11 protein-coding genes and 1 pseudogene are annotated in these 14,285 nt (G+C 63.2%); 8 read left to right on the top strand and 4 right to left on the bottom strand.

The window, feature by feature from the left end:
• The 3 genes from A2J03_RS30215 to A2J03_RS25865 form a co-directional block, all read right to left on the bottom strand.
• The coding region (locus tag A2J03_RS30215) for a 3-hydroxyacyl-CoA dehydrogenase NAD-binding domain-containing protein (protein ID WP_442971413.1) at nt 1–193 on the bottom strand (193 nt) is incomplete at its 3' end.
• Between the two features lie 203 nt (nt 194–396).
• Nucleotides 397–1,686 carry an isocitrate lyase gene (gene aceA, locus A2J03_RS25870; RefSeq protein WP_068379966.1) on the bottom strand — a complete coding sequence of 430 codons (1,290 nt, stop codon included), beginning with the start codon at nt 1,684–1,686 and terminating at the stop codon, nt 397–399.
• A 393-nt stretch (nt 1,687–2,079) separates the two neighbouring features.
• Nucleotides 2,080–2,484: an SPW repeat domain-containing protein gene (locus A2J03_RS25865; RefSeq protein ID WP_068379961.1), complete on the bottom strand. Its 405-nt coding sequence runs from the start codon at nt 2,482–2,484 to the stop codon at nt 2,080–2,082.
• 171 nt (nt 2,485–2,655) lie between these two features.
• On the opposite strand from A2J03_RS25865, the gene ramB reads away from it, so the two are divergent.
• The gene (gene ramB, locus A2J03_RS25860) at nt 2,656–4,068 is read left to right on the top strand and encodes an acetate metabolism transcriptional regulator RamB (RefSeq protein ID WP_068379958.1); all 1,413 of its coding nucleotides are present in this window, start codon (nt 2,656–2,658) and stop codon (nt 4,066–4,068) included.
• 54 nt (nt 4,069–4,122) lie between these two features.
• Nucleotides 4,123–4,950, top strand: coding sequence for a hypothetical protein (locus A2J03_RS25855; protein ID WP_068379955.1), 828 nt, complete (start codon nt 4,123–4,125; stop codon nt 4,948–4,950).
• A gap of 11 nt (nt 4,951–4,961) precedes the next feature.
• On the opposite strand, the gene A2J03_RS25850 is transcribed toward A2J03_RS25855, so the two are convergent.
• Nucleotides 4,962–5,951: an MBL fold metallo-hydrolase gene (locus A2J03_RS25850; RefSeq protein WP_068379953.1), complete on the bottom strand. Its 990-nt coding sequence runs from the start codon at nt 5,949–5,951 to the stop codon at nt 4,962–4,964.
• 164 nt (nt 5,952–6,115) lie between these two features.
• Between A2J03_RS25850 and A2J03_RS25845 the strand changes: the two are divergent.
• The 6 genes and pseudogenes from A2J03_RS25845 to A2J03_RS25820 all read left to right on the top strand — a co-directional run.
• Nucleotides 6,116–7,554 (top strand): annotated as a pseudogene (locus tag A2J03_RS25845) (gamma-aminobutyraldehyde dehydrogenase).
• Complete coding sequence (locus A2J03_RS25840; protein WP_068379950.1) at nt 7,551–9,488, top strand: primary-amine oxidase; 1,938 nt, start codon at nt 7,551–7,553, stop codon at nt 9,486–9,488. Before A2J03_RS25845 ends, A2J03_RS25840 begins: the two are co-directional and overlap by 4 nt.
• A 28-nt stretch (nt 9,489–9,516) precedes the next feature.
• On the top strand, nt 9,517–10,398 hold the full coding sequence (locus A2J03_RS25835) for a universal stress protein (protein WP_068379947.1): 882 nt from the start codon (nt 9,517–9,519) through the stop codon (nt 10,396–10,398).
• Entirely contained in the window at nt 10,395–11,912 is a 1,518-nt protein-coding gene (locus A2J03_RS25830; RefSeq protein ID WP_068379944.1) for an APC family permease, read from the top strand. The genes A2J03_RS25835 and A2J03_RS25830 overlap by 4 nt, the downstream gene beginning before the upstream one ends.
• Before the next feature lie 162 nt (nt 11,913–12,074).
• Entirely contained in the window at nt 12,075–13,595 is a 1,521-nt protein-coding gene (locus A2J03_RS25825; RefSeq protein WP_068379941.1) for a multicopper oxidase family protein, read from the top strand.
• A gap of 15 nt (nt 13,596–13,610) precedes the next feature.
• On the top strand, nt 13,611–14,285 hold a 675-nt coding region (locus A2J03_RS25820; protein ID WP_197480966.1), incomplete at its 3' end, for a histidine kinase.

Raw genomic sequence — 14,285 nt, 5'->3', positions numbered from 1 at the left:
CGAGATCGGAGGTGAAGCGCAGCCGTCGGGCGGCGTGGTCACGTTCGCGCTCGGTGATCTTGCCGCTGCTGACGCCACGGTCCAGCGACCGCAGGATGCGTGCGCGTCCTGCGGTCGTCAACTCGCGTGTCTGTTCGCAGACCAGCACGTCGACGTGTGCGCGGGCACATACTTCGGCGATACCAGCGCCCATCTGACCGGCACCGACGACGCCTACTCGCTCAACCGTCACGGCACACTCCTTTTCAGTCATGTTGCTGGGCAACAGCTTCAGGTGAGATGGGGGTAACTCTGTCGTGGAACGCCAAAGCCGGCGTCATACGAGTCAGGCGGCCCGCAGCGAAACGCTGGGACCGCCTGACTAGTGCGCTGAAGATCCGAAAGAGGCGGGCTGGCCTAGTGGAACTGGCCCTCTTCGGTGGAGCCCTTGAGAGCTGCCGTCGAGGTGTTCGGGTCGACGGTGGTGGCAATGGTGTCGAAGTAGCCTGCGCCGACCTCACGCTGGTGCTTGACGGCGGTGAAGCCGCGCTCTTCGGCAGCCTTGAACTCGCGCTCCTGCAGGTCGACGAACGCGGTCATGCCTTCGCGGGCGTAGCCGTGTGCCAGGTCGAACATGCCGTAGTTGAGCGAGTGGAAGCCTGCGAGCGTGATGAACTGGAACTTGAAGCCCATCGCGCCGAGCTCCTTCTGGAACTTCGCGATGGTCGAATCGTCCAGGTGCGCCTTCCAGTTGAACGAAGGGGAGCAGTTGTAGGCCAGGAGCTGGTCGGGGAACTCGCTGCGAACCGACTCGGCGAACTTCTTCGCAACCTCGAGATCCGGCACGCCGGTCTCCATCCAGATGAGGTCTGCGTACGGGGCGTAGGCCTTCGCACGGGCGATGCACGGCTCGATGCCGTTCTTGACACCGTAGAAGCCTTCGGCAGTGCGGGTTCCGTCGAGGAACGGCACGTCGCGCTCGTCCACATCGGACGTGATGAGGGTTGCGGCCTCGGCGTCGGTGCGGGCGATGATGACCGACGGCACGTCGGCGACGTCGGACGCGAGGCGTGCCGAGGTCAGGGTGCGGATGTGCTGCTGGGTCGGGATCAGAACCTTGCCGCCGAGGTGGCCGCACTTCTTCTCCGACGCGAGCTGGTCCTCCCAGTGCACGCCTGCAGCGCCGGCCGCGATCATGGCCTTCTGCAGCTCGTAGGCGTTCAGTGCGCCACCGAAGCCGGCTTCGGCGTCGGCGACGATGGGGGCGAGCCAGTTGCTGACCGAGGTGTCACCTTCGACCTTGGCGATCTCGTCGGCGCGGAGCAGCGCATTGTTGATGCGACGCACGACGGTCGGCACCGAGTTGGCCGGGTAGAGGCTCTGGTCCGGGTAGGTGTGGCCCGAAAGGTTGGCGTCGCCGGCGACCTGCCAGCCGGAGAGGTAGATCGCGCGGAGTCCAGCGCGGACCTGCTGTACTGCCTGGTTGCCGGTGAGCGCACCGAGCGAGTTGATGTAGTCCTCGTTGTTCACGAGATCCCAGAGGACCTCCGAGCCGCGACGAGCGAGAGTTGCCTCTTCGACGACGGTGCCCTGCAGCTTCGAAACCTGCTCGGCGGTGAAGTTACGCGTCACGCCGTTCCAGCGCGGGTTGGTGTCCCAGTCCTTCTGGATCTCTTCGGTGGTCTTCGGTGTGCCGGTGGTCGACATCTCAGCTCCAGTTCTATTTCTGATCTGTGCGGCCGGCTCGTGCGAATTTCTTCACACCATTGCCAGGCCCTGCGGGTGTTCTTCCAAACAATGGCACACCCAAAAAGGCCCGTCTACCTGTTCCTAGTGCCAATCTTGGCTACCTTTCGACAACCCCTTGCTAACGTTGCGAAGTTTCTGGCTGTATGAACCTCGCCGATCGGACAGGCTTAATTACTCGCCAGTAGGAGAAACCGCAGTTCGTGAACGCAATTTGAGGAAATCTAACCGGACAAACGTACGGCTTGGTGTGCATCGTCTGAATCGAGCCAGAAAGTCGGTCCTTTGCGAACTTCGGTCAGCAATTGTGACCAGAATCACTTTACTCCATGGTCCGCGGTCCTCCCGTTGGCTCTACCGTGCGACCCGGGCCCGCACTTGCTTGGAGGAAGCAACGAGGGTGCTCGACGAAGCAGCTGCGCGAGCACTGTCCAACACACCGAGAACGCCCATTGCTGCGATGATCACGCCCCCGACCAGAGCGAACATGTCTGCGGCTATGAGACCGGCAGGGAAAGCGAGCACGACCGGCGACAGCGCGAGCATCGCGCCGAGCGTGACGTGCGCCCAGTGACTCGACCTCGACGCGCTCGACATCGCCCACAGCGCCGTTCCGGCCGAGACCATCCCGAGGATGAGGATCGCCCCCGACACTCCGGTGTCGTCGCCGACCGGCAGCCAGATCGTCGACGTCACGAGTACGACGCCGGTGACCAACACGAGCGCGTCGCGCATGACTTCACGAAAATTGTCAGACATGGTGTCTCCCTCTTAGTTACCTGTGCAAACGAGCATGTATTCGGTATACGCCTCTTCCGACGGTTCCGCTCCCCCGGTCGACCGAATCGTGACGAACGATCCGGATCGTGACGTTTCACCGACCAGGCGAAGGTTGTTAAGTAACTTCTTCGCAGGCGTAGCCTGGCGCCCATGTCGAAAACGTTCGTCGGAGCGCGGCTGCGACAGTTGCGCACCGAACGCAAGATGAGCCAGGTCGCACTCGCCGGTCAGCTCCAGATTTCGGCCAGCTATCTCAACCAGATCGAGCACGACGTTCGTCCGCTGACTGTGCCCGTACTTCTTCGCATTTCCGAGGTCTTCGGCGTCGACACCTCGTTCTTCTCCTCCGAGGACGACACCCGCCTCGTCGCTGAACTCCGAGAGGTCGCGCTCGATCAGGACATGGGCATCGTCGCCGACGCCCACGAGATCGCCCAGATGGTGTCCTCACATCCGCAGCTGGCACGGGCCATGGTCAACATGCACCGCCGCTACCGAAACACGACGGCTCAGCTGGCGGCGGCCACCGAGGAACGGTTCAGCGACGGCAGTGGCAGCGGTGCGATCAGCAAGCCTCACGAGGAGGTACGCGACTACTTCTACCAGCGTCAGAACTACCTCCACGAGTTGGATACAGCGGCAGAGGAATTGACCTCGCGCATCAGATTCCATCGTGCGGACATAGCGGGTGAGATCGCCAAGCGTCTGCAATCGGTGCACGAGGTGAAGATCGTCAACCGGATCGACCTCGGCGAGAACGTGCTGCACAGGTTCGATCCGGACACTCGTCTTCTCGAGATCTCGCCGCACCTGTCAGGTGGCCAGAAGATGTTCAAGTTCGCCGCCGAACTCGCGTACCTCGAGTGCGCGGACCTGCTCGACAAGATGGTCGACGAGGGAGGGTTCACGAGCGAGGAGTCGAAGAAGCTGGCGGTACTCGGGTTCGCCAACTACTTCGCCGCAGCGACGGTCCTTCCGTATCACCTGTTCCACGACGTGGCAGAGGACTTCAGATACGACATCGAACGACTGTCGGCGTTCTTCTCGGTCAGCTACGAAACGATCTGCCACCGACTGTCGACCCTTCAGCGACCGAACCTCCGCGGTGTGCCGTTCTCGTTCGTACGCGTCGACCGCGCAGGAAACATGTCCAAACGTCAGTCCGCGACGGGCTTTCATTTCTCGTCGAGCGGGGGCACGTGCCCGCTGTGGAACGTGTACGAGACATTCGCCTATCCAGGCAAGATCATGACCCAGATCGCCGAGATGCCGGACGGTCGCAGCTACCTGTGGATCGCCCGTACCGTCGAACGACGCGCAGCCCGATACGGCCAGCCGAGCAAGACCTTCGCCATCGGCCTCGGATGCGAGATCCGCCATGCGGGGAGATTGGTGTACGCAGACGGGCTCGATCTACACGGTTCTTCCGTCGCGACCCCCATCGGAGCAGGCTGCCGAGTCTGCGAACGATCGAACTGCCCGCAGCGTGCTTTCCCGCCACTGGGCAAGGAACTCGACATCGACGAACACCGCAGCTCGGTGTCACCGTATCTGGTCCGCTGATTTCACCCCCTTTTTCATCTTTCCGCGGCGGCGCCGACCGTGGACCATCATCTGATGGGACACGAGAAAGCCACCGACAAGAAACGCAACCTGATCGACGCCTTCCTCGAATCCCCGTTGTCGGGGCTCACGCCGTGGATCGCGATGTCGCTCATCGTCGGACCCGGGAGGTTCGAGGAAGCCGCAAGCATCGCCCTCGGCCTGTCGGTGCTGTTCATCGCCCTCGGGCACCGAAACGGCGGCCGGGTGAAGAAGATGGAACTGTTCGACGTCTCGTACTTCGCGATCATCTCGGCCATCGGGCTCTTCGCCACGGCAGGGACGATCGCGTGGATGGAACTGTGGTCGGGTGAAATGACCAACATCGCGCTCGTGGTGTTCGCGTTCGGCTCGATTCTGCTGCGCAATCCGTTCACGCTCGAGTACGCGAAGGAACAGGTGGAGGAGGAAGTCTGGGACACTCCATTGTTCCGAAAGGTCAACTACCGCATCACGCTCGCGTGGGCACTCGCGTTCAGCTTCTCGGCACTGGCAGGCCTGTACGGGGTCATCGTGCTGGACACCTCGGACAACTTCTGGACGGGGTGGATCCTGCAGATCGGCGCCATGCTGTTCGCCGTCGCGTTCACCGAGTGGTATCCGGATGTGGCTCCCAACAAGGCGGCGATGGCTGCGGGCATCCCGACGGATCCGCCCCTGCCGCTGATCGAATTGTTCAACTGGATCCCGGCATTCATCGGGATCGTCGGTGTCTCGCTTCTCATCACCGACTCGGGGCCACTGTGGCTCGGAATCACTCTGATCGTCGTCGGCCTCGTGGGCTTCACGGGGGTCCGCAAGCTCAGCGCGCACCCGAGCCCGCAGACGACCACCGCGCAGTGACGCCCTCTACCTCACTCTCGAAGAAGCGCCCCGGCTCCTGCGAAAGCCCGCGCTCGGCGAGCTATGGTCGGCGGCGCCGCCGGCTTGCCCTCCCACAGTCGATACAGCGTCGACATGCTCAGGACCAATCGCTCCGGCGAGTCCCACACGGAGAACTGCTCGAACTCCTTGGATCGCATCATGTTTCGAGCTGCGTGAGGTGCATCGACGCCCGCATCGAAATGTTCACGGCCGGCCGCGTCCACCCAGGTCCAGTAGTCACGCAGTGCGGAGATCTCGGCCGTTCCACACACTGGACCGTGCCCCGGCACGTACAACCGAGCGTCGAGCGACAGCAGGTGGTCGAGGGCATCGATCCAATTGCCGAGCGGTCCGTGCCACAGGATCGGCGTGGACCCGATGAACAACAGGTCACCCGTGAACACGACTCCGGCGTCGGGCACGTGCGCGATGAGGTCGCCGACAGTGTGCGCCGGACCGAGGTACCTCAGGTGCACATCCCTGCCGCCGACGGCGATCGTCTCGGTCACGTCGAAAGTGTGGTCCGGCATCCTCGGAGTCTTGCGGGGGAAGGTAGCGCCGCCGCGGACACGATCCATGTACCCGCCCATCGCGCCGACGGGTCCTGGCACCCACCCGACGAGTGCGCCGAGCGAAGCGAACGCGTGCACTCCCGACGGCGGCGTCTCTTCCTTCATCGCGTGCAGCGACGCAGAACTGGTCGTGATTCGAGCGTCGGCGGGGACGGTGTCGTTGCCCCACCAGTGATCTCCGTCGGAATGGGTGTTGACGACTTCGGTGATCGGCGCGTCCCGTACCAACGCCGCAGTCTCGGCTGCCGTCCGCTCCGCACGGTCGACGTCCCACACCGTATCGATCACCATCGACGCCGAACCAGGATCGACGAGAAGACCCGTGTTGGTCTGACCCCAGCCCCCCGGCTCCCACAGAAACGCCCAGATGCCGTCGCCGATCTGCGTCGGCGCCTTCCCCTCAGTCATGGCACGACGGTACCGGTGTCGTCAGCCGACACCAACCACGGAGCTGCACACCACTTCGTCCTGTCTTGTTGCAATCGAATCGACATCTTGTCGGGTAGCGCAGATCACTCGGCGGGTGCACGCTGTGCAGAACCGAAACATGTGTCGAAGATGGGATGAACACGATGACTGTGCAGGTCCTACAGAACTACATCGGTGGACAGTTCGTGACGCCCTCGGGCAGTGAACTTCTCGATGTCGTGAACCCCGTCGACGAACAGGTGTCGCCAGATCCCCGATTTCCGACGCAGCCGACGTCGACGCGGCAATGACCGCGGCCCGCGAGGCTTTCGCTACCTGGGGCAAGACGACGCCCGGTGTGCGCCAAAAGGTTCTGCTGAAGCTTGCGGACGCCATCGAAGCCGCGAGCGGCGAGTTGGTCGACGCACAGAGCCGCAACACCGGGCAGCCGAAGGCGACCATCGCGGCCGAGGAGATCACCGTAGGCGCCGACCAGATCCGCTTCTTCGCGGGCGCAGCACGCATGCTGGAAGGAAAGTCCGCAGGTGAGTACATGGACGGCTTCACTTCCTATGTCCGACGTGAACCACTCGGTGTCGTCGGCCAAGTGACGCCGTGGAACTACCCGTTCATGATGGCCATCTGGAAGATCGGTCCCGCACTCGCGGCGGGAAACACCATCGTTCTCAAGCCGAGCGACACGACCCCCGAAAGCACGCTCGTGCTGGCCAAGATTTCCAAGGGCATCATTCCCGACGGCGTATTCAACGTCGTTCTCGGCAACGGCGGCACCGGTGCTGCCATCGTCGAACACAAGACTCCCGCGTTGGTATCCATCACCGGCTCGGTGCGCGCAGGTATCGCGGTGGCCGTCGGTGCGGCCAAGGAGCTCAAACGCGCTCACCTCGAACTCGGAGGCAAGGCACCTGCGGTGGTGTTCGACGACGTCGACCTCGCGAAAGCAGCAGACGGAATCGGTGACGCGGCATTCTTCAATGCCGGTCAGGACTGCACCGCCGTCACGCGGGTGCTGGTACACGAGTCCGTGCACGATCAGCTCGTCGATGCGTTGGTCGCCAAAGCGAAGTCGGTGAAGGTGGGCCTCCCCGACGATCCCGACACGTTCTACGGACCCCTCAACAACGTGAACCATTTCGGCCAGGTCAAGGCCAAGGTCGAAGGAATCGGCCCACACGCCACCATCGCCACCGGCGGCAAGCGCATCGGCGACACCGGCTTCTTCTTCGAGCCCACCATCATCACCGGCGTCGAGCAATCCGACCCCATCGTCCAGGAGGAAACCTTCGGGCCGGTGCTGACGGTCCAGAAATTCGCCGACGAGGACGAGGCGATCCGCCTCGCGAACGACGTCGACTTCGGACTCGCGTCGAGCGTGTGGACCTCCGATCATGGACGGAGCCTTCGCCTTTCGGCCGCGCTCGACTTCGGTTGCGTGTGGGTCAACTGTCACATCCCACTCGTCGCCGAGATGCCCCACGGCGGATTCAAGTACTCCGGGTACGGCAAGGATCTCTCGGCCTACGGCGTCGAGGACTACACGCGCATCAAGCACGTCATGAGCTCGACGGAGACCATCGCATGACCTTTCACCCCCTGGACCCCCTGTCCGCCCAGGAATTCAGCTCGGTAGCAGCCACACTCGCGCGGGACCACGCCGTCGGCGACGGCTGGCGGTACGCCTCGATCGAGATGATCGAACCGTCGAAAGCCGAGATCGCGGCCTTCGACGCCGATGGCACGGTGCCGGCCCGCCGGGCCGTGACGGTCGTGCTGAACCGAACCGACAACACGACGTTCAAGGCCGTCGTCTCGCTCGACGAACTCGTCATCGAGTCCTGGACGCACATCCCGGACGTGCAACCGAACTTCACCGTCGACGAGTGGGAGGAAGCCGATGCCGCACTACGTGCGCATCCCGATGTCATTGCTGCTCTTGCAGATCGAGGCATCACCGACCTGGACATGGTGTTCATGGACACCTGGACCTACGGCGAGGCAGTGACCCCCGAGAAGTACAAGGGTCGACGCCTCGGCTGGTCCGATACCTGGGTCAAGGCCGCGGCGGGTGCCAATCCGTACGCAGGACCGGTCGGCGGCTTCCACTGCGTCATCGATGTCAACACGATGGAATTGCTCGAGATCGAGGACACCTATCGCGTCGAGCGACCGGAGATCATGGGCGAGTATGTGCCACGGCACATTCCGGAACGGATCAGGAACTCGAGCACGAGGCCGCCGCTGAAGCCCCTCGAGATCACCCAACCCGACGGGCCGTCGTTCGAGCTGGACGGCAACAAGTTGACGTGGCAGAACTGGACCCTGCGCGTGGGGTTCAACTACCGCGAGGGTATGACGCTGCACGCCGTCACCTACAACGACAACGGGAACGTGCGGTCGGTCGCCAATCGAATGTCGTTCGCGGAGATGGTCGTTCCCTATCGCGATCACACCGAGGACCACTATCGTCGTACTGCGTTCGACATCGGCGAATGGGGTCTCGGTTTCATGACCACCTCACTCGAACTCGGTTGCGACTGCCTCGGTGAGATCCGGTACCTCGACGCCGTGCTGCACAACAGCAAGGGCGAGCCGTACACGATCACCAACGCGATCTGCATCCACGAGGAGGACAACGCCGTCCTGTGGAAGCACGTCGATCACGACGCCGGCGCCGAGGTCCGGCGTATGCGTCGGCTCACGGTCAGTTTCCACGCCACCGTGGCGAACTACGAGTACCTCGTCTACTGGCGCTTGTACCAGGACGGCAACATCGAATGCGAGGTCCGCGCGACGGGAATCATGGTGGTCACCCACTTCGACGAAGGCGGCACCCACCCGTCGGGAACGCTCGTCGACAACCGGACCTATGCGCCCTACCACCAGCACTTTCTGGTCGCTCGGCTCGATCTCGACATCGACGGCACCGAGAACACCGTCTATGCCAGTGAGACGAAACAGGTTCCGATGGGCCCGGACAATCCGTACGGCCTCGCTCTGACACAGCTCAACACCCCGCTGACGACCGAGTCCGAGGGCAAGCAGGACTACGACTGGCACACGCAGAAAGCGTGGAAGGTCGTCAACGACAACGTGACCAACGGTCTCGGTGCGCATCCGGCCTACAAGCTCGTGCCCGGTGCCGCGATCCCGTCGATGTTCGACCCTGCATCGCCGGTGTTCCAACGCGCTCAGGTCATCGGTCACACCGTGTGGGTGACTCCCAATTCACCCGACGAACGCTGGCCCAGTGGCGAATTCGTCAACCAGAGTGGCGTCGACCACGGTCTTCCCGAGTGGACCGAGGCGGACCGGTCCATCGAGAACACCGATGTCGTGCTCTGGTACACCTTCGGCATCCACCACATCACCCGGCCCGAGGACTGGCCGGTGATGCCCGCGGACACGGTCTCGTTCTGGCTCAAACCGTTCGGCTTCTTCGATCGGAACCCATCCCTGGACGTGGCGGCCTCACCGGCCAAGAGTTGCCACACCGACCCCGACAGTTCGTGCCACTAGAGATTCGCAGCACTAGAGAGGCAGCAACATGCGCCTGATCGTCGGATACCAAGCCACGCCCAGCGGCGAGGACGGCATCGCTCTCGCCGCGGTACTCGCCCGAACGTTCAACGCTACGTTGGACATCTGCATCGTCCTTCCGTGCGAACGGCCGGTGCCGTCGAAAGCGCCGGTCGAGGTCGCTTACGACGACATCCTCGTTCAGCAGGCAACGGAGTGGCTCGCCAAGGCGATGGCGCTCGTCCCCGACGACATCGTGGCCGAGGGACAACTGCTGTTCGACGAATCCTTCGCGCGGGGACTCATCGACATCGCCACCGAGCGCGACGCGGACATGATCGTCGTCGGCGCGGCCAGCGACGGCCTCCTCGGCAGGCACGCGATCGGCAGCGTCACCAGTGAGCTGCTGCACGTGGCCCACGTGCCATTGGCGCTTGCACCCCGCGGCACTCGGCACAGCCAGGTCGAGAGGCTACGAGGGATCACCTGCGCCGTCGGAAATCGCCCCGGCGCCGAGGTGTTGACCGACACCGCATTCGAACTGAGCACCGAGGCTCACCTCCCCCTCCGCCTCGTCTCACTGGTGTCGATAGACAGTCGTGCGGCGGGCGAGGACACCCACACTCACGCCGCACGCGAACGCGACATGGCCAAGGCCGACGACAACCTCCGAAAGGCGTTCGAATCGCTGCCGACAGGCACCGAAGTGGAGTCGATCGTCGCGGAGGGCAACGGAATCGAGAAGGCCGTGTCGTCGCTGGAATGGCACGACGGTGACGTTCTGATGGTCGGGTCGAGCAGACTCGGCCAGCCTCGACGGTTGTTCCTCGGCTCCACCGCAGCGAAGATCCTGCGCGTTCTTCCCGTCCCGATGATCGTGGTACCACGCGGAGTAGGAGATCGATCATGAAGGAGCACTATGATGTTCAGGTCGAATCCAAAGGCCTGTCCGCCGGTCAACTCGGACTGCTTGCCAGCGTCGTACTCGGCATCTCCACCATCGCGCCCGCGTATGCACTGACGGCATCCCTCGGGCCGACGGTATCCGAGGTCGGCGTCAACCTGCCGGCGATCTTCATCGTCGGATTCATCCCGATGTTGTTGGTAGCACTGGGATATCGCGAGCTGAACGCCGCCGAACCGGACAGCGGTACGTCGTTCACCTGGGCGTCCAAAGCTTTCGGCCCGTACATCGGTTGGATGGGCGGTTGGGGCCTGATCGCCGCGACCATCATCGTTCTGTCGAACCTCGCGGGCGTTGCCGTCGACTTCTTCTACCTCTTCCTCGCCCAGGTCACCAGCAACGATTCGCTCGCGGACCTGTCGGGCAACAAGCTTGTCAACATCATCACGTGCTTGGTATTCATGGCGCTGGCCGCGTGGATCTGCTACCGCGGTATGCAGGAAACCAAAAAAGTGCAGTACACGATGCTGTCGTTCCAGCTCGCGGTCATGGCGTGGTTCATCATCGCCGCGTTCGTGAAGATCGGACAGGGCGAGGGCGCCGACGACATCAGCTTCAGCCTCAGCTGGTTCGACCCGTTCGGTATCGAGAGCTTCTCGGCGTTCACGGCGGGCCTGTCACTGTCGATCTTCATGTATTGGGGCTGGGACGTCTGCCTGACGGTCAACGAGGAGACTGCGGGCAGCGAGAAGATCCCGGGTCGCGCCGCGATCGTGACCGTCTTCTTCATCATCGTCCTGTACTTGCTGACAGCGGTTGCGACGCTTCTGTTCGCAGGAACCGGCGACACCGGCAACGGATTGCAGAATCCGGACACCACGGACAACGTGTTCGCCGCGTTGGCAGGTCCGGTGATGGGCCCGTTCGCGGTGCTTCTGTCGCTCGCAGTCCTCAGCAGCTCGGCGTCCTCACTTCAGGCGACCTTCATCTCGCCCGCCCGCACATTGCTGGCAATGGGTCACTACCAGGCGATCCCGAAACGCTTCGCCTCGATCACCCCTCGGTTCAGCACTCCGGGTTTCGCGACGATCGTCGCCGGCGTCGCGTCGGCCGGGTTCTACGCCGTCATGCGTGTGGTCAGCGACAACGTACTCACCGACACCATCGCGGCCCTTGGGTTGATGATCTGTTTCTACTACGGCATAACGGCTTTCGCGTGCGTCTGGTACTTCCGAGAGGAACTGTTCACCTCGGCGCGAAACTTCCTCTTCAAATTCCTCGCTCCCCTGCTCGGCGGGATCGGCATGGCGGTCGTGTTCGTGCAGACCTCGGTCGATGCGTGGGACCCGGAGTTCGGCAGCGGCTCGTCATTGTTCGGAATCGGCATGGTGTTCCTCATCGGCGTCGGCATCATCGCCCTCGGCGTGGTTCTGATGTTCGTCATCGCCATCCGGATGCCCGAGTTCTTCAAGGGCCGAATCCTGAAGAAGGACACCCCGGTGCTCATCATCGACGACTGATCACCGAAGCCACTCGATACAACATGGCGGCGCCACCGTCAAGACCCCCACGTAGGACTCGACGGTCGTCCTGCGGGAGGAGTGAACAGCACAGCAGCCACACAAGACTTGGTCGGAGAACGTCCGTGACACATCCGTCACGGTTACCGACCAAGGAGAACGATGCACCACCTGTCTCGCCGACGCTTTCTGACCGGCCTCACGGCCGTCCCCATCGTCGTTTTCGCTGGATGCTCCTCGGCCACAGGCGGTTCCGAGACGACCTCGCCTTCTGCCCCCGGCTCCCTGCGTCCTTTGCCGATCCCACCGCTGGAGACAGGCACGGTCGACGCCGACGGCACTCGTCACTTCGAGCTGGTAGCGGCAGCGGGGTCCAGCGAGATGCTGTCCGGACGACACACTCCGACGTGGGGCTACAACGGCTCGATACTCGGCCCGACGCTCCGCGCGCGTCGCGGTGAGAGCGTCTCGTTCGCGATAGCCAATGCACTGACCGAATCGACGAGTGTCCACTGGCACGGCATGCATGTACCGGCCAGGTTCGACGGAGGCCCACACCAGACCATCACCGTTGGCGCGCAATGGAATCCGACATGGGTCGTCGATCAGCCGGCGGCCACGCTCTGGTATCACCCACACCCGCACGGCAGCACCGAAAAACACGTGTACCGCGGCCTGGCCGGGCTGTTCCTGGTGGACGACGACGACTCCGACGCACTCGGCCTCCCCTCCGACTACGGCGTCGACGACATCCCCTTGATCATCCAAGACCGCAGATTCGATGCCGACGGCACGCTCGACGAGTCGAACTCGACCGACATTGGGTTACTCGGCGACACCATCGTCACCAACGGGGCCGTCGGAGCCTTCGTGTCCGCCTCCACCGACAAGATCCGACTGCGCATTCTGAACGGGTCCTCGGGTCGTCTCTACAACCTGGGATTCGACGATTCCCGTCGGTTCCAGTTGGTTGCCACCGACGGCGGGTTGCTCCCGAACCCCGTGTGGTCGAGCAGAATCGCGTTGAGCCCCGGTGAACGAATCGAAGTGGTACTGCAGGTCACTCCCGGTTCGGTCTCGACACTGCGATCCTTTCCTATCGAGGGCAACGGTGGTGTCGAAAGCGACAAGGCCGCCTCGTACGGCATGACCGACACCTTCGACATCCTCGAAATACGTGCGGGCGACAGTGTGACGGCAACACCATCGGTTCCGCCCGAATTGGCCACGCTTCCCGCGCTGGACGTGTCGAATCCGGCCGCGGAACGTGATTTCGAGTTGCGGTGGTTCATGATCAACGACAAGCAAATGGACATGACTCGCATCGACCACACCTCCGTCGTCGACACCCTCGAAATATGGACCGTGACCAACGCCGACAACTGGCCGCACAACTTCCATGTTCACGACACCCAGTTCCGGATCATCGACATCGACGGCTCACCACCTCCGGCCGAGCTGGCAGGATGGAAGGACACGGTGTACACGGCGCCAGGACAGCGGATTCGTCTGGCGCTGCAGTTCTCCGAGTACACCGACCCGTCGATGCCCTACATGTACCACTGCCACCTGCTGATGCACGAGGATCGGGGCATGATGGGCCAGTTCGTGGTCGTGGGTCCCGGAGAGTCGGCTGAAGCTCTGCCGATGTCGCCGAGCCACTCGGGCATGCAACACAATTGATCGAAGGAAGCCGCGTTGTCTCGAATACTTCGGGTCCTGCCACTCGTCGTGGTCCCTCTGCTGCTGATCGCCAGCGCATTCCCCGGCCAGTTCGAGGTGTCCACGACATTCTGGATTCTCGCCATGTCCTCCGCCGCCGCGTTCTGTGTCGGGGCCCGGGCGCCGGTTCCGGTCTCGCTCGTGATCTCGGCGCTTGCCGTACCGATGTTCGCAAGTCAGGCCTGGGGTCTGTCGGAACTCGTTCCGTACCTCGGCGCGTTCGCGCTGGCAGACGTGGTCGCGCGTTCACCCAGGACGCCGTCGATACTTCTGGCGTCCGCGGGTTGGACCGCGTCCGTCCTTCTGGGCGCGTGGCTGGACGACCACTCGAGCTTCTGGACGCTCACCACCATGATCTCGGTTGTCGCGCTGGTGGCGCTGCCCTTGTCCACGGGGTTCTACTTTCGGGCCCAGCGGGCGCTGGCCGAGTCGTATCGACTTCGCGCCGAGGAGGCCGAAGCTCGACGCCTCGATGCAGAGCAGCGCACCCGCGTCGCCGAACGCAGCGCGGTGGCGCGTGAACTACACGATCTCGTGGCCCACCACATGGCGTCGATCGTGTTGCGCATCGGAGTCGCGCGCCATGTCCTCGGCGATGTGGACGAGGCGGTGCAGAACGTCCTCGACGATGTCCACAGCACGGCGTCGGAC

It is taken from the genome of Rhodococcus sp. EPR-157 (genome assembly GCF_001647195.1).
Taxonomy (GTDB): Bacteria; Actinomycetota; Actinomycetes; order Mycobacteriales; family Mycobacteriaceae; genus Rhodococcoides.
This window is presented reverse-complemented; position numbering and strand designations above follow the sequence as displayed.